This is a genomic window from Vibrio syngnathi (genome assembly GCF_002119525.1).
Lineage (GTDB): Bacteria > Pseudomonadota > Gammaproteobacteria > Enterobacterales > Vibrionaceae > Vibrio > Vibrio syngnathi.
Map to the genome: position 1 here is coordinate 2,383,248 of NZ_CP017916.1, position 22,245 is coordinate 2,405,492.

17 protein-coding genes and 2 pseudogenes are annotated in these 22,245 nt (G+C 43.1%); 8 read left to right on the plus strand and 11 right to left on the minus strand.

The annotated features are described in order from the left end of the window. Nucleotides 1-473: 473 nt before the first annotated feature. From K08M4_RS10830 to K08M4_RS10845, 4 genes are read right to left on the minus strand one after another with little or no spacing between them, the layout of a single operon-like run. A complete protein-coding gene (locus tag K08M4_RS10830) occupies nucleotides 474-872 on the minus strand; it encodes a hypothetical protein (RefSeq protein ID WP_016767463.1) in 399 nt (132 codons plus the stop codon). Further along, nucleotides 862-2,955, minus strand: a complete 2,094-nt coding sequence (locus K08M4_RS10835; protein ID WP_086049862.1) for a hypothetical protein — start codon at nucleotides 2,953-2,955, stop codon at nucleotides 862-864. Before K08M4_RS10835 ends, K08M4_RS10830 begins: the two co-directional genes overlap by 11 nt. After that, the gene (locus K08M4_RS10840) at nucleotides 2,952-4,856 is read right to left on the minus strand and encodes a hypothetical protein (RefSeq protein WP_086049863.1); all 1,905 of its coding nucleotides are present in this window, start codon (nucleotides 4,854-4,856) and stop codon (nucleotides 2,952-2,954) included. Before K08M4_RS10840 ends, K08M4_RS10835 begins: the two co-directional genes overlap by 4 nt. Further along, a complete protein-coding gene (locus tag K08M4_RS10845) occupies nucleotides 4,856-6,337 on the minus strand; it encodes a site-specific integrase (protein ID WP_065612607.1) in 1,482 nt (493 codons plus the stop codon). Before K08M4_RS10845 ends, K08M4_RS10840 begins: the two co-directional genes overlap by 1 nt. A 77-nt stretch (nucleotides 6,338-6,414) precedes the next feature. Between K08M4_RS10845 and K08M4_RS10850 the strand changes: the two are divergent. Beyond that, a pseudogene (locus K08M4_RS10850) lies at nucleotides 6,415-6,867 on the plus strand (SPFH domain-containing protein); the annotation flags it as partial. 3 nt (nucleotides 6,868-6,870) lie between these two features. After that, nucleotides 6,871-7,326 carry an NfeD family protein gene (locus K08M4_RS10855; RefSeq protein WP_086049864.1) on the plus strand — a complete coding sequence of 152 codons (456 nt, stop codon included), beginning with the start codon at nucleotides 6,871-6,873 and terminating at the stop codon, nucleotides 7,324-7,326. A 37-nt stretch (nucleotides 7,327-7,363) separates the two neighbouring features. On the opposite strand, the gene cueR is transcribed toward K08M4_RS10855, so the two are convergent. The 4 genes and pseudogenes from cueR to K08M4_RS22540 all read right to left on the minus strand — a co-directional run. Next, nucleotides 7,364-7,759, minus strand: coding sequence for a Cu(I)-responsive transcriptional regulator (gene cueR, locus K08M4_RS10860; protein WP_086049865.1), 396 nt, complete (start codon nucleotides 7,757-7,759; stop codon nucleotides 7,364-7,366). A 536-nt stretch (nucleotides 7,760-8,295) separates the two neighbouring features. After that, entirely contained in the window at nucleotides 8,296-9,108 is an 813-nt protein-coding gene (locus K08M4_RS10865; protein ID WP_086049866.1) for a DUF2057 domain-containing protein, read from the minus strand. 124 nt (nucleotides 9,109-9,232) lie between these two features. Further along, complete coding sequence (locus K08M4_RS10870; protein WP_086049867.1) at nucleotides 9,233-10,390, minus strand: porin; 1,158 nt, start codon at nucleotides 10,388-10,390, stop codon at nucleotides 9,233-9,235. A gap of 525 nt (nucleotides 10,391-10,915) precedes the next feature. After that, a pseudogene (locus K08M4_RS22540) lies at nucleotides 10,916-11,008 on the minus strand (DNA ligase); the annotation flags it as partial. A gap of 134 nt (nucleotides 11,009-11,142) precedes the next feature. Here K08M4_RS22540 and gapS2 point away from each other — a divergent pair. After that, complete coding sequence (gene gapS2, locus K08M4_RS10880; RefSeq protein WP_086049868.1) at nucleotides 11,143-11,709, plus strand: anti-phage protein GapS2; 567 nt, start codon at nucleotides 11,143-11,145, stop codon at nucleotides 11,707-11,709. Nucleotides 11,710-11,870: 161 nt separating this feature from the next. Here the strand turns inward: gapS2 and K08M4_RS10885 are convergent, their stop codons facing one another. Together K08M4_RS10885 and zipA are read right to left on the minus strand one after the other, a co-directional pair. Further along, entirely contained in the window at nucleotides 11,871-13,817 is a 1,947-nt protein-coding gene (locus K08M4_RS10885; RefSeq protein ID WP_086049869.1) for a BRCT domain-containing protein, read from the minus strand. A 182-nt stretch (nucleotides 13,818-13,999) separates the two neighbouring features. Beyond that, nucleotides 14,000-15,136, minus strand: coding sequence for a cell division protein ZipA (gene zipA, locus K08M4_RS10890; protein WP_086049870.1), 1,137 nt, complete (start codon nucleotides 15,134-15,136; stop codon nucleotides 14,000-14,002). 229 nt (nucleotides 15,137-15,365) lie between these two features. Between zipA and cysZ the strand changes: the two genes are divergently transcribed. The 5 genes from cysZ (at nucleotide 15,366) to crr (ending at nucleotide 20,384) form a co-directional block, all read left to right on the plus strand. Continuing rightward, complete coding sequence (gene cysZ, locus K08M4_RS10895) at nucleotides 15,366-16,124, plus strand: sulfate transporter CysZ (RefSeq protein ID WP_086049871.1); 759 nt, start codon at nucleotides 15,366-15,368, stop codon at nucleotides 16,122-16,124. 236 nt (nucleotides 16,125-16,360) lie between these two features. Next, nucleotides 16,361-17,329: a cysteine synthase A gene (gene cysK, locus K08M4_RS10900; protein ID WP_086049872.1), complete on the plus strand. Its 969-nt coding sequence runs from the start codon at nucleotides 16,361-16,363 to the stop codon at nucleotides 17,327-17,329. A 303-nt stretch (nucleotides 17,330-17,632) separates the two neighbouring features. Further along, nucleotides 17,633-17,890, plus strand: a complete 258-nt coding sequence (locus K08M4_RS10905; RefSeq protein ID WP_017034687.1) for an HPr family phosphocarrier protein — start codon at nucleotides 17,633-17,635, stop codon at nucleotides 17,888-17,890. A gap of 153 nt (nucleotides 17,891-18,043) precedes the next feature. Continuing rightward, complete coding sequence (ptsI, locus tag K08M4_RS10910) at nucleotides 18,044-19,768, plus strand: phosphoenolpyruvate-protein phosphotransferase PtsI (RefSeq protein WP_086049873.1); 1,725 nt, start codon at nucleotides 18,044-18,046, stop codon at nucleotides 19,766-19,768. A 106-nt stretch (nucleotides 19,769-19,874) separates the two neighbouring features. Next, nucleotides 19,875-20,384: a PTS glucose transporter subunit IIA gene (gene crr, locus K08M4_RS10915; RefSeq protein WP_086049874.1), complete on the plus strand. Its 510-nt coding sequence runs from the start codon at nucleotides 19,875-19,877 to the stop codon at nucleotides 20,382-20,384. A 597-nt stretch (nucleotides 20,385-20,981) separates the two neighbouring features. Here crr and K08M4_RS10920 read toward each other — a convergent pair. Continuing rightward, on the minus strand, nucleotides 20,982-22,148 hold the full coding sequence (locus tag K08M4_RS10920) for a flagellin (protein ID WP_086049875.1): 1,167 nt from the start codon (nucleotides 22,146-22,148) through the stop codon (nucleotides 20,982-20,984). Between the last annotated feature and the right edge of the window lie 97 nt (nucleotides 22,149-22,245).

Consider the following 22,245-nt stretch of genomic DNA (forward strand, 5'->3'; position numbering starts at 1 on the left):
GTTAGTGAGCGAGTTAAAAAGTTAGAAGACACTGTGAGGCATAATTTCTGAATGTGCTGAGTTTGGATAACTTTTTGTAGGGCAAACGCTCATTAACAGAATGTTTATGAGCTTCTGCTCTAAACCATAAAGGGGCAGCAGCGTGTTAGCTAATCCGCCAGACCTGACATTACTCAAAACAGATCAATCTTTTTTGTAAATGAACGAGCTTCATTGCCCGCCGATAGTAGGCCTGCACATGCAAAATTGCAGCAGGTATGATGCCGGATACTCATCATCGCAGAGTTAAATACCAGTCGGGCTTGAGGGGACGTAAACAAGGAGTCTATAGGGTGCGAGAAGGCTTGGCTTATACGTCACTATGGGTTTACGTGGATTAACTCGGGGTGTGAAATAGAGGGCGTGATTGGGTCTAAATAGGGCATTGTCCCCCTTTATTGGCTGGCCGCCGTTGAAGAGGTGGCTTTGACATATCAAATTTCGCTTTTTATGGCTTTGCCTGTCAGCTCCGCCAGTTGAGCCTCTAACTTACGGGCATAATCGATAAGTCTTACTTCGCGCTCCAGCGCTGCGTCAAGCTTGGCTTTGCAGTCAGCATACGAGCCTTCGGATTCGATAGCCTTTTTCTTCATGCTGTCGAACTTGCGTTTGGCGACGGTGTTATGCCCGGCATCTTGTTCGCGTCGTGCCTGCTGGATCTTCTCAACCAACTCAGGGTGACGCTTCGGTTTGATATAGCCAGAATCAAATCCAGCTTCCTGCGACACAATCGAATTGGTGATCGGGACACCGAGAAACTTCTGGTTATTTGGCTGCCCTTTAGTCAGGCGCTCTAACGCTTCTTCACAACGATCTAAGCCTTTACCCGCCATTGAAGGTCTCCTTACGGTTAATTTTGTACTCACGATAATCCTCCAGCGCTCTCAGCTCCGCTGCCAGACTCTTGTATTCGCCACTGTTTTTTTCAAACTTTTTCATATCTTGTTTGATTTCCACAATCAGCGCTTCCACCTTTGACATTTTCGTGCTGGAGTCAGGGCAGGTTAAGCAGTGCCCAGCACTAACGTCTCCCAATACATAATCGTCACAGGGGGTCAGCCCGACGCAGCCACCCACTAAGTTCTCCCGGTACGTCATTTCACCCGCCGCTACTTTTCTCTCGGTTTCGGCTCTGACTTCGATGATAAATACCTCGTCATCCGGCGTGTCAGCACGCAAGCGCTCAATATAACCTCCGCGCTTACCAAATAAACTTTCATCGCCAAGGATTAATTCGTTCATTAATTGACCCGCCTTAGCCACATGAATACCGGTTTGCACTTCGTGAATAATGTGGTGCTCCGGAAGCACATACTCTCCAGTATCTTCATCATATACCCCGAACACCTGAGTTATTTTGTCAAAGCCGTTCGTGTAGTAGCGCGACATCCCTGCACACACATGATGATACTGTCGCCGCAGGGTGGGTAATTTAACCAACCCAGAGTTTGAGCCGTACATTGCAAGTGAACGTCGGCCTTGGTGGGAAGTCAATGGCCATATCTCTCCCACGCCAAACACAGGATTATCCATCCAGTCGCGAGAACCATCAATAGCCGAGAGAAGAGACAGGTCCTTGTCGGTAATAGTGATGTCGGATATCCAGTGACTTATATGACGCTTTCTAAGGTTAGGGTATGCCACCTGCCCACGCTGTGCCGAGTGGGTAATTACTGTCGGGCTGATGAAGATTTTCTGCTCTGAATAATTCACGCCACAAACAGCAGATAACCCACGGGCTATTCCCTTAACTATTGTAACTGCCCTTAGCGCCTCTTCAGGCAATAGCCAGCGAGAAACCTTTCGATAGCCAGTGAATTTGGTCGTGGTACTGATCACGTCAATCATTCGCGCCTCAACGACTACGCCGTCATCACCCTTTCTTTCGGACGTGATCTCCTCTTGCTCAACACAATTATACTCGATGCGCAGAGCCTCCTTGTCGCGCATACCAGTGTAGATGTGAATAGTCATTTTTAACAGCGCCTGAACCTTGTGTAACCACATAGTTAAATCCCTGACACTATTGATGTCGAATGTTTTGGCGAAACCAACTAAGCGGTATTTACTGAGAGCCTCTGGGAATGTCGGGCGGTAATGAAAATCTAATATGTCTCGCGAATGCCTTTCCTGAGTTTCCTCTGTACGCCCATAAAACGGATCAGAAAAGCGAGCTATAAACTTTTCAAGCTTCTTTATATGAGGCTCAATCAAGTCCATAGAGTCATCGAAGCGATTCAATAGAGCGACATATATATCCGGCGGTATCGGGGGGTGCTGGTTTACGGTTTTTTCTTCACTGTCAACCTCAATATCTTCACGAACGCCCTTGGGGATCCCAATGCCGGTCTTATTTTCACCGATTGTTTCAAGGTGGGACAACAAGCCTCGAAGTAATCTGATACGCCATTCAGGTATATCTGGTTGCATGAGATATTTGGCGATCCACATCTTTGAGCTGAACACATCTCTTAGTGAAAGTGACGTCACGAATGGATTGTCGGAGATCATTTTCAGACAGAAGCAGCTCATGTGAGACAACAAGCGATAATACAAGTAGAGGGTGCCTATGGTCATGCGCCCTGTGTGCCCAGTTTGACGATAGTACATCAACAGGAATAATATATACTTCGTCTCAGCAATCCAGACCTCTAGCGCTTGTTTCTGCTCCTCATCAAGAGCTTTGCGCCCCACCAACATGTCGAAGTTAATCACAGGCTTATTTACCGGATCATACGGAATAAAGCTCCACTTTACCTGATGGTAAACGGCATGAGGCTCGCCCTCAGCGTCCCGACACAATACCAAGTCATTTAGGTTGTCTATACCGTCGCTACTCGAATACTCGTCAGGCATTAAAGCCGATGGTATGCCTTCCAAGGATAGTTTGAATTTCAGTATTTCATCCGTGCTCATTGCAACCCCATTACCCTTTCTAGTCGGCGAACCTTTAACTCCCAATACGTTGACAGTTCCCCGTATTCGAAGATCTCTTCCTCTATCCTGTCAATCATATCGTTGATTTCGCAGGATAATCTTCGTAACCTTACAATCACCCCCTTGATGCGCAGTTCTAGCGCCTGATACACCTCATCCGCCCGCTTATAATCGGGTAGGTACTCGCGCATCATCTGTGCAACAAACAGCAGGCTTAATAGCTTGCGCACGTCTGTTTCGTCGGCATGGCAGGCATAATTAGCACAAAACAGGCACCCCTGACCCCGATTGCAATCTGGCTGAATCGGAGGGGTTTCGTCGCCTGCAACAGGGTGGTTATATTCTACACAGTGACCGGCTGCAATCTCGACGTCCTTATATGCTGATTGCAGATCTTTTACTTTAATACGCACACTTTTTACCGACGCCCAGTATTTACCTAACTCACTCTCTTGGTCTTCCGCTGTACCCTTGCTATAGATTTTATTTGACGTTCCCTCTCCGTGCTGCAAGCTATCTGCCACTACAACATCATCTTCGTCCGCCTTTTTCATATCATTAGTTTTCCACAGGCGCATTTCGCCCGTAGTCAGGGTCTTGAAGTCCCCCGGCAATATGGAGCCTCGAAATTTTTCCCAGTGCACTGAGTAGAACCTTTCGGTTAATTGCTTTGGTTGACTGTGAGGATAACGCTTGCTGAAAAACAGCCACTCGCACTCCTGACCGTCCAATATATGATCCCGTAGTTTCAGAAACTTTTTGAACAGGGTAATGCCCCTTCGACCTAATGGGTAGATTACCAGCTTACCTTTTGCGCGAAGCTTCACGCTTCCAAAGTTATTATTAAATTTCTCCTTGCGCAGCTGATAATGGGAATCCCAAGGAATAGTCAGGAGAGTTGACGTATTTGCAGCGACTGAGAAGTTGAATAGCTGTATGTAGCAGCGCATTGCAAGCGTCGCCATCGACCAGCGCGCAGCATGGTACTTATCGCTGTTTGCTTGCGCAAGGTTATCCATGACTACCCTGTACTCTCTTGGTGGATAATACCTAGGCAGACTCTCCTTAATCGTCTTGTAATCGAATATCTTACCCGTCTCGTAATCAAAGGGATATGGTATTGAACCTCGATTACCATTATTTTCGTCGGATTGATAAGGCGTCAGAAACGGACGAACCTTAATCGGAAATGCATACGCCGTGAAAGCCTTATATGTGATTTCCCACGGGTACGGTTTGTGGTTAATGATGCAGTCGGCGATAGTCTCAAAGGTGGTCAGAAACACATCCCTAGCATCTTCAACCTTCTTGGTTCTTGGGGCCTCTGTGCCTGATGGTGGTTTCTTTACCCTAGAGATGGAAGCATTAATGAAGCGGTAATCCTCGGGGAAGGCGTATTTAAATAGTATTCGGGCAGCCTGCTGGTCTCGAAACGCAGCGTGTGCTGTTACCAACTTATTAAGTAACCCGTCCCTGAGATGTTCAGTATACGCCCAGTATGCCGCAGTCGCAGCTTTGACAGAGCTGAGCACTTCTTCATGGCCATTCTCGTCAAACCAGCGCAGAGCCCGGTTAAACTCATAATGCAACCCACGGATAGTGTTGTCGGTGTCCTTGGTCGAGTGGATATAATCGAGGAAGTTAAGAATAAAGGGACGACGAGACACTATCAGGCTGCCTTTATCAACCTTAAGTCCCTTAGACCATGTTTCTTTGTCGCGTGTCCCAAGCTCGCGCCTTGAATATGCGAGAGAGCCGATATCTCGTGGATTTTCAATGGTAGCCAGCTTCACCATTACATTCTCTGGATGAATGCGTTCCAAGCCGACAAGCTCTGGATCTTGTGGTTCGATGGAGACATTACGCAAAGCAAGGGGCATTACGCGACCTCCTCGTTAATGTGCACACTGTTAAATAAGCGCTCTTCGTAACGCTCCTGTGCTTCGAGGCGAAGGTTGGTCATCTTAAACAACTGAAGGTAGTGCTCGGTGGTCTCGCGCAGCTTATGTCCGAGGCGTCTCTGGATCAGAACTATAGCATCACTCACACCCAGTTGCCCACTGTCCACCAGAGGCGTAAGAAATTTGTAAAAGCGATAAGCGTATGTTGCCCGAGTCCAATGGAAGGTGTAATCCGAAGGAAAGTGTTTAGGCTCTGCCGCCTTTATTTTCCGGGTAACGGTCTGGAGGTAGTTACCCTCCGGCGGTGTCTTCAACTTCCGGTATAGCGGATCATCTTTTGCCATATATAACGGGTTGCCTTGATTCGACAGAAAAACGTAAATATCATCGTCCGGCATTTCATTGTTTTCTTCTTGAAGGTCTTCAGGCCTCGGCTTTCTCGCTGCCTTGAATTTTGCAACCTTTTTTATATAATCCGCGCTATTGACGTAAATGTGGAGCCGCTCGATAAGCTCACGAGGAAAATGAATAGCGAGGACTCGGCCACCCTTGGTGTCGATACCGATAGCAGATGAGCAATTCAATCGCACTGTGCCGTACTCATCCGGCTTCCCCTGCATTAACTTGTCTACATGCTTCTTGCGCAAGGTCAGCACAGTCTGTTTACGCGCTCCCGTATCCAGCGCTACTTGGTATATCATTCGCTCAGTCGCGGTAAACTGCGTTGTCCCCAGTATAGCGCACAGCAAGTCAAACTCATCATCATACAGGGGCCTTAGATCCTCCCCCTCATCCCTGACGAAGCCCTGACGGACACTTGATGCTTGTGGCGTAACAACCATCTGGGAGCGTACCTTGACCTCTTTCGACATTACCTTGCCCCAGTTGGTCTCGAATTTGATAAATGCCCTATGGGTTTTGTCTACACGAGTTAAATCAAGCTCAATATGCGGTTGCTCGTTCAGCCACTCATAAAATTGGTAAACGGTGGCAGTGTGCTGGTTCAGGTTGCCTGCGCTGATCCCTCTTTTCAGAAGGTGATAAAAGTAGGCATAGGAAACGCGGTGGGCTGGACGCAGTGATTTAAAGTCGAGCAGGTCATACCCATAATTAGCTTCAGTAAATAGCTTGTACTCCATCAGCTGCTTGGCTTTATGATTTAGCTGCTTAAAGGTGGCGTCGGTTTTGTTAAACAGTAACGACCATAGAAATTGATTACCATCATGCCAAGGAGTAATACCATCATCTTCCCACAGCACCGGGAAGTTATATACGGTATCATCGAAGCGAGTGACCTTAGGGCGCTTGGATTCGGAGTGAATGTAGTAAGACTCGCGTCTGTCAACGGGGCATTCGATGACGGTTTGGTTGCGACCAACGAAGTCTGGCTTTTCGGTTATAATTGAGCCGGAAGCAAAAGGAATTCGGTCTATGTATGTGATGCGGCCTGCGGCTGTCATGGCTAAGTATCCCTGTCAATCAAGGACTGTCAAACTACTATAACTCACAGTGATGCGTCAATCCTAATAACTCACCCCGAATCGAGATTAAAGACGTACAGCCACCAGCTGATCTAACCGCGGCAATGAATGCTCAGATGAAAGCCGAACGTAACAAGCGTGCAGATATTCTAGAAGCTGAAGGGGTCAGACAAGCTGAGATCCTGAAAGCTGAAGGTCATAAGCAATCAGAAATCTTAAAAGCAGAAGGCCAAAAGCAAGCTGCAATTCTGCAAGCCGAAGCCCGTGAGCGAGCAGCAGAAGCAGAAGCGAAAGCAACTGAGATGGTATCAACAGCCATCGCACAAGGTGACATGCAAGCGGTTAATTACTTTATTGCACAAGGTTACACCGACGCACTGAAGTCGATTGGCCAAGCTGAAAACGGCAAGATAATCATGCTACCACTCGAAGCAACTGGCCTAATGGGTTCTGTTGCAGGTATCGCAGAGATGTTTGCACATAAGAATGATAAGGATAGTAAGGACTAACTTATGGTCGAATTACTAGAACAAGTAAACCACTGGCATTGGTTAGCGTTTGGTCTAGCGCTGCTAGCACTTGAGCTGATTGGAACCGCTGGTTACTTTTTATGGATAGGCATATCTGCCATGCTCGTCGGTGCGCTATTAGGCGTACTACCGATCGGTTGGCAGATGCAATGGTTGTCCTTTGCTAGCTTCTCTCTTATCACCACTTGGTTATGGTGGAGAAGGCAGCTATCTAGTGACAAGCAGTCTGACTCTACCCGAGATCTTAATCAGCGAGAAAAACAACTGATTGGACGAAAGACTCGCCTCTTAGAGCCGGTACAAAAAGGTAACTGCAGGATAAAGCTAGGGGATAGCTCATGGTCTGCGATCAGTACACATGATATTGATGCGGGAGAGGAAGTTGAGATAACGGCTGTCGATGGCATTGTCCTAACGATAAGCCCGACTAAACAATAATCAAGCAAGCCTTCCTTCAAAGCCATAAGTAACCAACTTATGGCTTTTTGTCTACAAGTGAATCGATAATTGGGCAATGGCTATTTGAGTCACCAGGGCATTGTTCAACCCACTCTTTCAATGTCTTCTGAATAACCAATAAGTCTTCAATTTTTTTATTCACTTCTTCCAGTTTACTCTGCGCTTTTGCTTTAACATCGGCACTTTCGCGACATGGATTATCGGCTAATTCAACAAGCGCACGGCACTCATCAAGCGAAAAACCAGCGCTTCTCGCTTTCGCTACGATTCCGAGCTCCTTGATCTGCTTCTCACCATAAGACCGATAACCATTTTCAGAACGTAACGGTGCAGATATCACCCCTTTGTCTTCATACAAACGAATAGACTTAGGTGATAACTGCGTGAGGCTTGCAACTTCGCTTATGTTCATAATATTACTCAAGTAAATATCGCTTAAAAACTATTTAGAAACCTAAGACTATTATTCAAACATCTAGGAATGCTAGCTACCAAAACAAAACATTGAAGCAATATAATGTTCGAAAATAAAGTCTGCTGTTTATGGCTATTTTACATCAAATGATGCAAGTAGCTTAGATTTTCCAACAAACCCAAACACCAACTATCAACAAGTTACTGATTGAAATAGCAAAATAGGCATTGGTTATTTTTCATAGGAAATTTTTTGATCTTTTGATCTTTGATAAATACCTCACGTACTGATGAAAGTCTCTTGATTGAAGAGATTTTTAGTGAGGTGTGATTATGAAATGTTATCTAGCGTTAATTTTTAGCTTAGTTTTAAGCTTCTCTGTATCCGCCCAAAATGTAGGAAGCTCTGCATCTGGGCCGATCATAAAATGTGACTTGGGAAGTAGTGTTGTAGAATATATGCCTATCGTTATATGCAAGCATAGTAATGGTAAGGTTCTACACTAAAAAAAAGGAGCCTAGGCTCCTTTCCTTTTAAAACTCGATTAATTGTTTAATTATCGCTTTACGTTCTTCTTTGGAAGCTTTGTTAAACCAATATTCGAACATTTCAATCTCTTTTACATTATCACCTAAAGAATCAACAACACCATTTCGATTTGCTACAGACCAGTTAATCACAGAGTCTCTTTGTTCCGTTGGAATTTGTTCAAACCAATATTTTGACATCTCTTGAGCTTGGCTTTGAAGCGCGGGAGCTGCAGCTACAGGTGCCGCTACGGCTACAGGTGCTGCTACCATCACTGGTTTAGCTGTTACGTTTTTATCACCCGTATTTACGATTGCTTCGATGTAGCCAGCAGGAATAGAAAACGAAATGCTGTTCGCATTTGAAACTTGGACATCAAAAATTAGATCTTTAAAAGGTGCTTCGTTGAAGATTTCATTAGATACAGGAAATTTCACATACTGTGTTTGAGTACATATATCGCTGCATGTTTCAGCTGACGCAGCATAAGGTTTTAATGGCACTTTACCTTCAGAACCTTGAACTAAGACAGAGCGATACTCGTTGTAATTTTTAAAGTACTGAAGCTCCATCGTTATGTATGAATCAGGTACCGCTACAGTACTGTTCGGAGTAACGTAATTTAGCTCTAAAGACGAGTTAACTAGCTGACCTTGTCTAACTTCAAGCACATCAGGAGACAACGACTCGCCAACGACGATTTGGTAATTTTGCTTACTCTCTATTCTTTTAACGGAATCTGTAAAATCACTATCAGAATCTAATGTTGTACATCCAATTAAGAACAAAGGAATCGATGCTAAAACTATTTTTTTCATATTAACTACCTCGAGGGTTTCCCCATAATATTATTCGATGCCTTTTCTTTCTTAGGCTGGACCAGAAATGAATATGCGCCGACTAACAAGTCAGCGCATCTCTTTACTTAAAGCATGGTTTCAATTAGAAACCGTACTCTAGACCAATACGTGTAACGAACGTATCTGTGTTAGCGATAGAACCTTTATCGTCAGCTTTAATATCACGCTGTGCAATACGGATGTAAGGAACAAAGCCGTTATGAACGTACATTAGCTGACCTGAGATCACGCTATCTTCATCATTGTTTTTAACACCAGCAGTTTCAGACTCTAGGTTAGCCGCGTAACCTAGTTTGAAGCCCCAAGGGCCGTTCCAGTACTGACCAATTACAGAGTATGAAGCCTGTTCAGACTTAGCGCCGCCTTGAACATCTGACTCACCCGCTTTGTAAGCTGCAGAAATACCGAAGCCTGCAGGAAGTGATGCTTCAAAACCGATTAGGTAACCGAATGTATCAGCCATTTCAGCTGAAGTTGCAGCAACCGCTGCAGTCGCATCACCAAAGTTAATACCTGTACCACACCCAGAACTTACTAAACATGTACCAGCAGCTTTTGCATCCGTACCAGCTTTAAGTTGACGATCTGATTCAGATTCAACAGCAGCGTGGAAAGTAACTGTATCAGCTAAACGGTAGTGAGCAGCCGCGCCGTAGAAGTAGTTATCTTTAACGCTTGAGTCACCACGACCTGTTGCTAGGTTGAATGTGAAACCATTCAAGTCAGCAGAATCGTATCGAGCCATATCACCATGACGGTCACGGTTATATTTAACATCGCCGCCCCAGTCCCATACTGCGCCCAAACCTGGGTTAGCATAAGGCCAGTCAATTACTTCATACATTGGCGTCAACATACGACCAAAACGTACTTTACCCCAGTCACCTTGCAAGCCTAAGAACGTATCACGGTTACCTAGTGTCGCACCGTCACCGTTTTCACCAACGTAGCCAGATTCGATCTGCATGAATACGTTCACGTTCTCGAACATGTCTTTACTTGCACGGAAACCAATTCGAGATTCATTCTCGTAATCGTAACCCGTACCTGTATCAGTTTTTACGCCGTTTTTGGTTTTTTCTGAATCATAGTTAACAACGGAGATTGCTGCTACACCGTAAGCCTGAACGTTAAAATCTGAGATAACACCAACTTGAGAAGATTCAGATGCGAATGCTCCTGTTGAAATCATCGCAACTGCAGCACCAAGTAAAGTACGTTTGAAAATTTTGTTTTCCATGGAATAAAACTCCTAAAAATGGATATAGCTGTTTGAATATTTCCCGCCTAAAGTTGGCCGCCGTAGAGAGAAATACCTTTTCTTGTTTGAGAACCCTTAAAAACCGAATTCTCGATTTCCTTTCTGGTTATACACATCGTGTGCATCCATGGCATTAAGACTAACTTCGCCCTCAAAAAGATCAATGAGAACTTAATTTTCATCTAAAAAAATATGAGTTGGTGCAAATTTATCATGTACTTAGTGATCCAGATCTACTAATTGAAAAATCCGAGAGAACCGACAGCAAAACCCCTAAAAAACAACAACTTAATATAAACACAACCTCTAGAAAATTGATGTCACTCGCATTTAATAAACAACCAGAACAACATTTCATTAATGTTGAGCACCATCACTGTCCTGATTTCATAGTTCGTATAGGAACAAATTTATCAACAATTAAAAAGTCATAATTTTTATATCAGAAACAAAAAGGCACTCCTTTTAAAGAAGTGCCTTTGAGCTTTTTTTACCTGTATTTACTTACGAAATAAGGGCTATTAGATCTCCTTCTGTTCTTATTTCGATACCTAAATCTTGTGCTTTGGCCAGTTTAGAACCTGCCGCTTCACCAGCAGAATCAGGACATGAGTCGACGTGCTACGGCTGAAACACTAGATATTGACAGCCATCTTATTTTTTGGCTAAGTTTCATTATTCCTCTGTAAACTCTTTATAATCTAATTACTTATCAAAATATGGATGATGAAATGACAGTCTTTGATCTTTTAGGTATCAAACCAGGAGATGCGATTAAAGTTGATAACCCTTGGTCCGATAGTGGACCTCGAGACGTTGTCCCTTTGGCACTGTCACGAAATGGCATATCTATTCGAGCAATTGATACTCGTTATGGCGATATTCGCTATGTAGGTTCAGAGTGGACTATCTTCATGCACGATGAAAACGTACTGCAACTACAAGATTTTCCATACATAAAGCTAAAGTTAGACGAATGGAACTCTCGCAGATTGAAACAAGAAGAAGCTCGTGAGTGTGCAAAGGAAATTTGTCTAGAGGAAGTGGAGCGTGAATTCGCAACGTTAGATGAGGTTCTAAGTACCATTGATATAGAAAATATGAAGGTTGCTATTACAGGCACACTTCCTATTTCTCGCGCTAACGCAAAATCTTTGCTAGAGGGTAAAGGTGCCATTGTCATGGGAACTGTTGGTAAGCAAACATCATTTTTGTTTATGGGAAATACAGGACGATATGAAATTACTTCTAAAATGAAAAAGGCACATGATTTGGGCGTAAAAATAATCACGCTATAGATTGATAAGTATGACAATGGCTCTATAGATAGATCATACTTCAATAGATATAGAATCTGCTTTTTGTAGATTCTAGCCTTTTGTTATTTCTCATTTATAACTGCCGATCTCAAGTCTATAAAAACTTAGCGATTGGCAGCTAACTACATTTGCTACTATCCTTAACTTATCAAATCAAGATATTCTTGTTCCGAAATAACCTCGACACCTTTATCTCTAGCGCCATTTATCTTCGTTTCACCGACTTTTTCCCCAGCGACTAGATAAGTTGTTTTACTTGTAACTGATTTGCCAACTTTCGCCCCTAGTGATTTAGCATGTTTTTCCATGTCACCGCGCTTCCCTTGTAGCATTGTGCCAGTAAAAACAATAATCTTCCCTGCTATTGGTGAAGATGAACCCTCTTGTTCTGAATGCTTAGTCGTAATACTTAAGTTAAACCCAAGACCATAAACTTTTAGAAACTCTTCTTTAATGTTAGCTAAACCTTCAACAATCGCTTCTGCGCTAACTGTCGCAAACCCATCTAACTTAGCAATGCTTTCTGCGGTAGCGTCAAGCAACTCTAGCAATGAGTAATGTTGAAGAAGCTTCTCGCAATTGCCTCCCCCCAAACGACTTACTCCAAATGCTGAAAGAAAACGCCAGTCTTCAATTTCAATATCTTTACTTGCCTGTAGTTGATCAGATAGGTTTTTAGATGTCTTATCACCAAACCCATACATTGCAAAATGATGCGGTTTCAAGTCATATATTTTATGAATATGATTAACTCCGAGATTGACTAGTTTCTCGATGTTTTTAGGGCCAAATCCGTCATTATTGCCCAAGGTTTTGAAAAAATGCACCAACGTATTTTCTGTTTGTGCAGGACAGTCACTTTTATTTGGACATACCAAGTGATCGGATTCCCAAAGAAGATGAGACTGACAGCTAGGGCATGACTCTGGTATTTGAGGCGGTGCTGGTTTTATCACTTTTTCTATTTTCGGGATCACCAAGCCGCTTCTAACAATTTGAAGTATTGCGCCTGGGCCTACGCCATTGGTTTTAACCATGTTGTAATGGTGAACCGTTACCCTACTAATAGTCGCACCACTAATTCGAGTCGGAACTAACTCAGCTACAGGAGTAACTCGACCTGTTCTGGATGTTTGAGGTGTAACACTAATAACTTCTACTTCTTCTGATTCATCGTTAATTTTGAAGGCTATTTGCCACCGATGAAACTTTCTCGTTGCCCCCATGTGTTCCTTTATAAGGGGATCAGTAGCTTCCAAAATAACGCCATCGACATCATAACCGACCACATTCCAGATCTTATCAATGGTCTTTTCAAAATCAACGATCAAGTCCTCATGACTGCCAATCCAGTCATCAATTAGGCTAAATGGGTAAAATACGCAGGCGCCGTCCTTAATTGCCTCTAGAACTCTTTCATCAACGTTTTTTTCTGCAATTATAGCCGCTTGTATGTTTCGTGAATTTTCAAAATATTGACTTAACTTTTCTTCAAAATAAGCTTTGTCGATAACGATCTCACCAGCGCCTAAGCCTCTATCTCCATTTTTAGCCACTTTTAGGCCGCGTTCAAAAGCTCTCGATACGTCCTGACCTTTTACGCCGTCACCACGTGTGTAAAGCTTTTCTCCGTCATCAAAAGCAGCATAACCGTCAAGTTTTGGAGTCACTCTAATTTCTATAGCTTTAGTATCAAGGCCTATCTCTACAGCAGCTTTGACGATTCTATCTAACCATTTCTTAATTTCTTCTTTTGAATATGCCTTATCTGTAGACAACATCTTCTGCGGTAAAGTCACTGTTTTACCAAGGTTCATTACCTCGGACTCTACAGAAGTAATATATGGATGATTTGGATTATTTTGAGCAAATGCCTCTCTAAAGGCGTCGTAAAGAGCATCTTCAATTGCAGGAAAACCTGAACGATACAAAGCATTCGCAACCTTCAGTAAACCTAGAAGTTCATCTTCACTCAGCTTATCAATACTTCCATTGCTAATTGCAACTTCTAACGTATTTAAATCAACATCTACTTCCAGATCTCGAATTGTGGAGAGTTGATTATTGTTAAACTTAAATTCTGTCATTATCTACTACCAATCGGTTCTTTGTTCTGTTGTAGAAATTAGCCCAACATCACATGCTAATTTCTAGGGATGGATCAACTTAGTAAGTAAAGCATTCTCTGTCGTGATTGAAATATCAAAAAGGGCTCCCTTAGGAGCCCTTTTCTATAAATATAGATTATTTACAAGGCTAAACAATACGGCTAGGCGTTAGCTGACGTCATAAAGTCTCGGATTTGCTTACGGTAGTCAGACAAACGGTTTGGCGTCATTAAATTACGTGACTCATCCAATACGTTTCCGCCCATATCATCGGCAATTTTCTGTGCAGCACTCAACATCACATTGAAGTTTTGATCAGCTTGACCATAACAAGGCAACGTCATGAAGAACGAAATACCTTTGGTGGTAAAGTCAGCAGGATCGTCATGTTCTAGTGTTCCTGGCTGCATCATATTTGCCACGCTGAAAATAACTTTTGGCTCATCGCTCGCTTGTGCAAAGCAGTGGTAAATAGACATTTCACCATAAGCTAAGCCGTTGTTCTCCATGCTACGGAAAAGTTCAGTACCCACAAATGGGATCTCACCAGCACAGTGAACATTAAGAACAATGACATCAAGGCCAAGATCTTCATCTGAGCTGTTTTTGTCATCTAGCTTCGCAGCTTCATCCAACTTAGTTCCGCCAGCTAAATTTGCTTCTTCTGCCAAATTAGCAGCTTTATCTAACTTAGTTTCTTCAACCGAAATGCCACTTTGTGCAGCAACCACTTCTTTCCCAATAAATGGCTCGCTTGGCGTTAAGCCTTCGCTAGAAAGCAGTGGGTCAGTGACCGCATCAGAGGCTTCTTCAAACGAACCGTACTGCTCTTTGAAGCCTGCGTGATTTTCTTTTTGCTCATCAGTCAACTCAAAGCTAGGAACTTCAGGTTCAACAACCTTCTCTTCTTTAAGCACCTCAAGTTCGTCTTCAACTTTGATCGGGTCTTCAACACTGAAAGAAGGAAGATCATTCAATTCTATTTCGTCTTCGTGAGCTTCTTTTACTTGTGGCGCTGTTAATGGATCTGAGTCAATCAGCGGATCAGTTGCAGACGGTGAGACAGCAAAATCCGGTTCTTTGCGCTCTTTTCGGATTATCTCAAAATCATCCTCTGGAGCGAATGAACGGTTTGGCAGCGTTTCAGCTTCATCTAAGCTGTCGTTATCAAGCTTACCAAGCGGTTTATCTCCAAACTTTGCTTTCCCTTCTTTCTTACTCGTCCATAGACCATGGAACAATAATGCGGCGATAGCTAATGCGCCAACAATAATGAGTACAAATCGCAATTCCTGCATTTTTCGCTCTCAGCTTTCTTAGTCAACTAGCTATAAACACGCTGTCACTAAGTTAGGTTAATTTGGCTAATCTCACTACTCTATCAAAAGTAGCCACTGTTTTAGAACCACTTAATACAATTAGTTGATTACTTGGTGTGATTTTCACCACGCTTTTTTTCTTAATTTCGGTCGAGTACACTAGAGATGTTTGCTATTTAACCAAATTCACATGTGACCCAATTTAAATATGACTATTGAATCTGTTCCTCGCTCTGGCTTTGGCTATTTTATTTTCGGAATAAAAATTGCCTTATCGCCGAGTATCCGTAAGTTTGTACTGCTTCCTCTTATCGCAAATGTGTTACTCGTTGGTGGTGCTTTGTTTTATATCTTCTCCAACTTAAATACTTGGATTGAAGGCTGGATTGGTGCATTACCAAGTTTCTTGTCGTGGTTGTCATACATTTTATGGCCACTACTTGTGTTAACCGTTTTGGCCACGTTTTCGTATTTCTTCAGTACACTCGCTAACTTTATTGCCGCACCTTTCAACGGATTACTCGCGGAAAAAGTCGAAGAACTGCTGAGTGGTAAAAAAGTCAATGATGATGGTTTACTGGATGTACTTAAAGACACCCCTCGTATTTTAGCAAGAGAATGGCGCAAGCTTGTCTATATCCTGCCAAAAGCGATCGGTTTGTTCCTACTTTTGTTAATTCCAGCGCTAGGCCAAACTGTTGCACCGTTTTTATGGTTCATTTTCACTGCATGGATGTTAGCGATTCAGTACGCTGACTACCCATTCGATAACCATAAAATCAAATTTGATGACGTGAGAAATAATTTGAAACAAAAACAAAGCAAGAGCTACAGCTTTGGCGCACTTGTCTCTGTATTCACCACAATTCCGATTTTAAACCTAATCGTAATGCCAATTGCCGTCTGCGGCGCTACTGCGATGTGGGTTGCAGAGTTTAAAGACCAAGCCCTACGTTCTCGTCTATAGCTATAGACGATAGCTCTACAGCTTGCTCTAACAACGCCTATCTTTTTGAAGTTCTGATTTCAATAAAGATAGGCGTGAATCCTGCGACATCTCTATATGATATAACTTTTTAATCCTTTTACCTTTTTTTCAACTTGTTTAATCTAAATTCAAGCTAAACAAACATCGAAAGACACTAGACGGTAAATTGGTAGATATACTACGTTTAGTTCTGTCATTAAATGAAGGAATATCGCATGAGCAAGATCTACGAAGACAACACCCTAACGATTGGTAATACACCTCTAGTCCGCCTAAACAAAGTAAGCAAAGGTAACGTCCTAGCTAAGATCGAAGCTCGTAACCCAAGCTTCAGCGTTAAGTGTCGTATCGGTTCAAACATGATCTGGGAAGCAGAAAAAGCAGGTACGCTTAAGCCAGGTATCGAGCTTGTTGAGCCTACCAGTGGTAATACCGGTGTTGCTCTTGCATTCGTAGCTGCAGCGCGCGGTTACAAGCTAACACTAACAATGCCTGAATCAATGAGCTTGGAGCGTCGTAAGCTACTTAAAGCACTAGGCGCAAACCTAGTACTCACTGAAGCACCAAAAGGCATGAACGGCGCAATTGCTAAAGCCGAAGAGATTGTGGCTTCAGACCCAGAAAAATACCTACTACTACAGCAGTTCAACAACCCAGCAAACCCACAGATTCACGAACAGACAACTGGTCCTGAAATTTGGGAAGCAACAGATGGCGAGATCGATGTGTTTGTAGCTGGTGTAGGTACGGGTGGCACCATCACTGGAACAAGTCGTTACATTAAAGGTGAAAAAGGCAAAGCCATCACTTCTGTAGCCGTTGAACCAGCAGAATCTCCAGTGATTGCGCAGGCACTTGCCGGTGAAGAAATCAAACCAGCACCACACAAAATCCAAGGTATTGGCGCAGGTTTCATTCCTGGCAACCTAGATTTAGACATTATTGACCGCGTAGAGTCAGTAACTTCTGAAGAAGCAATTGAGATGGCTCAACGCCTAATGAAAGAAGAAGGTATCCTAGCGGGCATCTCATCTGGCGCAGCAGTAGTAGCAGCAAACAGAATTTCGGAACTGCCTGAATTTGCAGGAAAAACTATCGTTACTGTACTGCCAAGCTCGGGCGAACGTTACCTTAGTACTGCCCTATTTGCTGGTATCTTTACGGAAAAAGAGAACCAACAATAATATGTGGTCAAATCAATTTTTCGTCCAAAAAAGCCCCATTTAGGGGCTTTTTTGTTGATCCCTGCCTCACCTTTGGTAATATCGGGTCTGTTTTATTTTTCGCTTCAAAATAAAAGAAGCAATAAACAAATTCTGAAAGTCATGAGTACTCAACAAAAGACGACCATGGCTGGATAAAAATTTATAACCAGTCTAAGTTCTAACACGAACATGGCGTACTAGCCTCTAGCGCATTTGAGCTAAAGCAGTTAAGCTAAATCTGGTTACAAACTTACAAAAAATAAATTAATTGGGGTATATAAAATGTACGAGAAGCAAGTAGAAATCACAGCAGAAAACGGTCTTCACACTCGTCCAGCTGCACAGTTTGTTAAAGAAGCAAAATCTTTCGACGCTGACATCACAGTGACTTCTAACGGCAAAAGCGCTAGCGCGAAAAGCCTGTTCAAACTACAAACTTTAGGCCTAGTAAAAGGTACTAAGGTTACTATTTCAGCTGAAGGCCCTCAAGCTCAGCAAGCTGTAGACCACTTAGTTGCTCTTATGGATCAACTACACTAATACGGTCTCCTTCTTTCAAAGCCATTTTGCATAGCAAAGTGGCTTTGTTCGAAATAGATAGCAATTCGAAATAGATAGCAATAAGCGCGACATTAGTCGACGACTTAAAGTCACACATTCTCCCGTTTACAGTTGAACAACTAAGGTAAGGCTATGATTTCAGGCATCCTAGCATCTCCTGGTATTGCTTTCGGTAAAGCACTACTACTTCAAGAAGATGAAATTGTCCTAAACACTCAATCTATCTCAGACGATCAAGTTGAAGCAGAAGTTCAGCGTTTTTTTGACGCTCGTAACAAATCTTCTCAACAACTTGAAGTTGTAAAGCAAAAAGCACTTGAAACTTTTGGCGAAGAAAAAGAAGCAATCTTTGAAGGCCACATCATGCTGCTTGAAGATGAAGAGCTAGAAGAAGAGATTTTAGCACTCATCAAGAAAGACAAAATGCACGCAGACAACGCGATCTACACAGTGATCGAAGAGCAAGCTGTTGCACTTGAGTCACTTGATGATGAGTACCTAAAAGAACGTGCGACTGATATCCGTGATATCGGTACTCGCTTCGTTAAAAACGCACTAGGCATCAACATTGTATCTCTAGCAGATATCAATGAAGAAGTTATCCTAGTTGCTTACGATTTAACGCCATCTGAAACGGCACAAATCAACCTAGACTACGTTCTTGGTTTTGCTTGTGACATCGGCGGTCGTACATCTCATACTTCAATCATGGCACGTTCACTTGAGCTTCCAGCTATCGTTGGTACTAACGATATCACTAAGCAAGTTAAGAACGGCGACATGCTTGTGCTAGACGCGATGAACAACAAGATCATCATCAACCCTTCTGACGCTGAATTAGCAGAAGCTAAGAAAATCAAATCTGATTTCGAAGCAGAAGCGGCTGAACTAGCAAAACTTAAAGACCTACCAGCTATCACACTTGATAACCATCAAGTAGAAGTTTGCGGCAACATCGGTACAGTTAAAGACTGTGACGGTATCCTGCGTAACGGCGGTGAAGGCGTTGGTCTGTACCGTACTGAATTCCTATTCATGGACCGTACTGCACTTCCTACTGAAGAAGAGCAATACGTTGCTTACAAAGAAGTAGCCGAAGCAATGCACGGTGAGTCAGTGATTATCCGTACAATGGATATCGGTGGCGATAAAGATCTTCCATACATGGACCTTCCACAAGAGATGAACCCGTTCCTAGGCTGGCGTGCAGTACGTATCAGCTTGGATCGTCGTGAAATCCTACGTGACCAACTACGCGGCATTCTTCGTGCATCTGCACACGGTAAGCTACGTATCATGTTCCCAATGATCATTTCTGTTGAAGAGATCCGTGAACTGAAAAAAGCAATCGAAGAGTACAAAGTTGAACTTCGCGCTGAAGGCCTAGCTTTCGATGAAGAAATCGAAATCGGCGTAATGGTTGAGACTCCAGCAGCTGCTGCAATCGCACACCACCTAGCGAAAGAAGTATCTTTCTTCTCTATCGGTACTAACGACCTAACGCAATATACTCTTGCGGTAGACCGTGGTAACGAAATGATTTCTCACCTATACAACCCACTATCTCCAGCGGTTCTTCTTGTTATCAAGCAAGTAATCGATGCTTCTCACAAAGAAGGTAAATGGACAGGTATGTGTGGCGAACTAGCAGGTGATGAGCGTGCAACTCTACTTCTTCTTGGTATGGGTCTAGATGAGTTCTCTATGAGCGGTATCTCTATCCCTAAAGTTAAGAAAGTAATCCGTAACTCTAACTTCGCTGAAGTTAAAGCTATGGCTGACGAAGCACTATCTCTACCTACAGCTGCAGAAATTGAAGCTTGTGTAGAAAAGTTCATCGCTGAGAAAACTCAGTAATCACCAAGAGCTTAATGAAGTTAGACGGCTAAAAATAGTCGTCTAATTTGTTAGATTGGTATAGTATATTCTACAGAATAAAACTAAACGTTAGGAGCATGACACAATGGGTCTGTTTGACAAACTGAAAAAGCTTGTATCTGATGACAGCGCTAATGCTGGTGCAATCGAAATCATCGCACCTCTTTCTGGTGAAATCGTAAATATCGAAGACGTGCCAGATGTAGTTTTCGCTGAAAAAATCGTTGGTGATGGCATCGCTATCAAACCAGCTGGCGATAAAATGGTAGCTCCAGTTAACGGTACTATCGGTAAGATCTTCGAAACTAACCACGCATTCTCTATTGAGTCTGACGACGGTATTGAGCTTTTCGTTCACTTCGGTATCGATACTGTTGAACTTAAAGGCGAAGGCTTCACTCGTGTAGCTGAAGAAGGTCAATCTGTTAAAGCTGGTGACACTATCATCACTTTTGATCTAGCGCTTCTAGAAGAGAAAGCGAAGTCTACGCTTACTCCAGTTGTTATCTCTAACATGGACGAAATCAAGGAGCTGAACAAGCTTTCTGGTTCTGTAACTGTTGGCGAAACTCCAGTTCTTAAAGTAACTAAGTAATCCCGATTACTTATCTGCTTTAATTAAAACGCTACCTAAGGGTGGCGTTTTTTGTGCCTACTATATTTATCGAGTTCCTTGAACAACGGTTCTTGTTACCGCTCCTCACCTTGTTGTAAATAATCCCTCAACGAACCACAGCATTACCAATCCTTGATTGCCAACCAACCACTCTGCTTTGTTATTAAACCGTGTTAAACGCTATTCTAGGCGCTGTTCCCACATGTTAAATCACGAGAGATGACTTTCGACCACAACAAAAGCCCTGACATCTAATTCGAATCAAGTAGCCACCAAAAGAGATCCCTGATATCTCGTTCTACTCGATTCTGGGATGACGGCATGTGGACTTGTCGACTTATAGTTAACCCGTCATTCCCTACAGTGAGGGACGAGCATGATAGGGAATCGCGCTTTTGCTACTTTCAGCATTACGGCACTTTTCCAAATTCACCTTCGCTAAATAACAGGCAATAAAAAACCCAGCCGAAGCTGGGTCTGTTTAGCGCTCATCTCTCACCACGAGCTAATTTGTGGAAGCCTAACGTTGACGCTTGTGATCAACAACGCTTAAAGTCAACGTGGCCTTTCAACCGATTAACCTAGTAGGCTAAGTGCTGAGTTTGGAGCTTGCTTCGCTTGCGCAAGAATTGAACTTGAAGCCTGTGAAAGAATCTGAGACTTAGTCATATTAGTCGTTTCTTTCGCGAAATCGGTATCTTTGATACGGCTCTTAGATGCATTAACGTTTTCGTTGATGTTATCTAAGTTGTTAATTGCGTGGTCGAAACGGTTTTGGAAAGCACCAAGCTCAGAACGGTGGCTATCTACATATTTAAGTGCCGCATCGATAACAGCTACAGATTCTTGAGCACCACCAACAGAGGTTACGTCGATAGTATCAACCGTAACTTGCTTAGCCTCTAGCGTTTTTGGGTCTTCAGGTTTAGCACCTGCTGTCATGCCTAGTTCATCTGATAAAGCACCAGAAAATGCAATTTCCCCATCAACTTTATTGTTACCAGCGAAGATTTGCAGTTTACCTTCTTCATCAATTGACGCTTTCACAAGGTCTTGTTGACCGTTAATGTAAGTCGCTAGCTCTTCAATATCATCGCCTGCTTTAGCAGAGATGTTGATTTCTCGTTGGTCACCGAAGCTATCTTTTAATGACATGGTTAAGTCATTAGCACCAGCTGTTACACCCCAATCTTTACCTTTAGCTTCTGTAAATTGGTAGCTGTTGCCGCCCATTTGGTCGTTATCAGAACGCATGTCTTTCAGCTGAAGCATTACTGCCTCACCATTATCCGCACCAATTTGGAATGATTTAGTACCGTGAGTACCGTTAAGCAGCTTGTTACCACCAAAAGATGTAGTTTCAGCGATACGATTTAGTTCATCGTTAAGCGCCGTTACTTCTTCTTGAATTGCTACACGATCAGATTTGGTATTTGAACCGTTTGTTGATTGCAGAGACAAGTCACGCATACGTTGTAGAATGTTTGATGTTTCATTCATCGCACCTTCTGCCGTTTGAGCGATAGAGATACCATCGTTCGCGTTACGTACAGCAACATCAAGACCGCGACTCTGAACATTCAAACGGTTCGAGATTTGTAGACCAGCAGCGTCATCTTTTGCACTGTTGATTTTAGAGCCTGAAGATAGGCGTTCCATTGATGTTTGTTGAGCGCTGTTTGCACTGTTTAGGTAACGTTGTGCTGTCATTGCTGAAACGTTGGTATTTACATTCACTGCCATGGTGATTTCTCCAATTGATTTTCCGGTATAGCGGCTTCCGACGTCTCGGAAAACCAAGTAGTTATCTCTAAGTTACTTTTAATAACGGCGTGAATGC

Coding starts and splice junctions, on each gene's coding strand:
- ptsI (WP_086049873.1), top strand. CDS start 18,044: ATGATTTCAGGCATCCTAGCATCTCCTGGTATTGCTTTCGGTAAAGCA.
- zipA (WP_086049870.1), bottom strand. CDS start 15,136: ATGCAGGAATTGCGATTTGTACTCATTATTGTTGGCGCATTAGCTATC.
- crr (WP_086049874.1), top strand. CDS start 19,875: ATGGGTCTGTTTGACAAACTGAAAAAGCTTGTATCTGATGACAGCGCT.
- K08M4_RS10905 (WP_017034687.1), top strand. CDS start 17,633: ATGTACGAGAAGCAAGTAGAAATCACAGCAGAAAACGGTCTTCACACT.
- cysZ (WP_086049871.1), top strand. CDS start 15,366: ATGACTATTGAATCTGTTCCTCGCTCTGGCTTTGGCTATTTTATTTTC.
- cysK (WP_086049872.1), top strand. CDS start 16,361: ATGAGCAAGATCTACGAAGACAACACCCTAACGATTGGTAATACACCT.
- K08M4_RS10855 (WP_086049864.1), top strand. CDS start 6,871: ATGGTCGAATTACTAGAACAAGTAAACCACTGGCATTGGTTAGCGTTT.
- K08M4_RS10920 (WP_086049875.1), bottom strand. CDS start 22,148: ATGGCAGTGAATGTAAATACCAACGTTTCAGCAATGACAGCACAACGT.
- K08M4_RS10845 (WP_065612607.1), bottom strand. CDS start 6,337: ATGACAGCCGCAGGCCGCATCACATACATAGACCGAATTCCTTTTGCT.
- cueR (WP_086049865.1), bottom strand. CDS start 7,759: ATGAACATAAGCGAAGTTGCAAGCCTCACGCAGTTATCACCTAAGTCT.
- K08M4_RS10835 (WP_086049862.1), bottom strand. CDS start 2,955: ATGAGCACGGATGAAATACTGAAATTCAAACTATCCTTGGAAGGCATA.
- K08M4_RS10870 (WP_086049867.1), bottom strand. CDS start 10,390: ATGGAAAACAAAATTTTCAAACGTACTTTACTTGGTGCTGCAGTTGCG.
- gapS2 (WP_086049868.1), top strand. CDS start 11,143: ATGACAGTCTTTGATCTTTTAGGTATCAAACCAGGAGATGCGATTAAA.
- K08M4_RS10865 (WP_086049866.1), bottom strand. CDS start 9,108: ATGAAAAAAATAGTTTTAGCATCGATTCCTTTGTTCTTAATTGGATGT.
- K08M4_RS10830 (WP_016767463.1), bottom strand. CDS start 872: ATGGCGGGTAAAGGCTTAGATCGTTGTGAAGAAGCGTTAGAGCGCCTG.
- K08M4_RS10885 (WP_086049869.1), bottom strand. CDS start 13,817: ATGACAGAATTTAAGTTTAACAATAATCAACTCTCCACAATTCGAGAT.
- K08M4_RS10840 (WP_086049863.1), bottom strand. CDS start 4,856: ATGCCCCTTGCTTTGCGTAATGTCTCCATCGAACCACAAGATCCAGAG.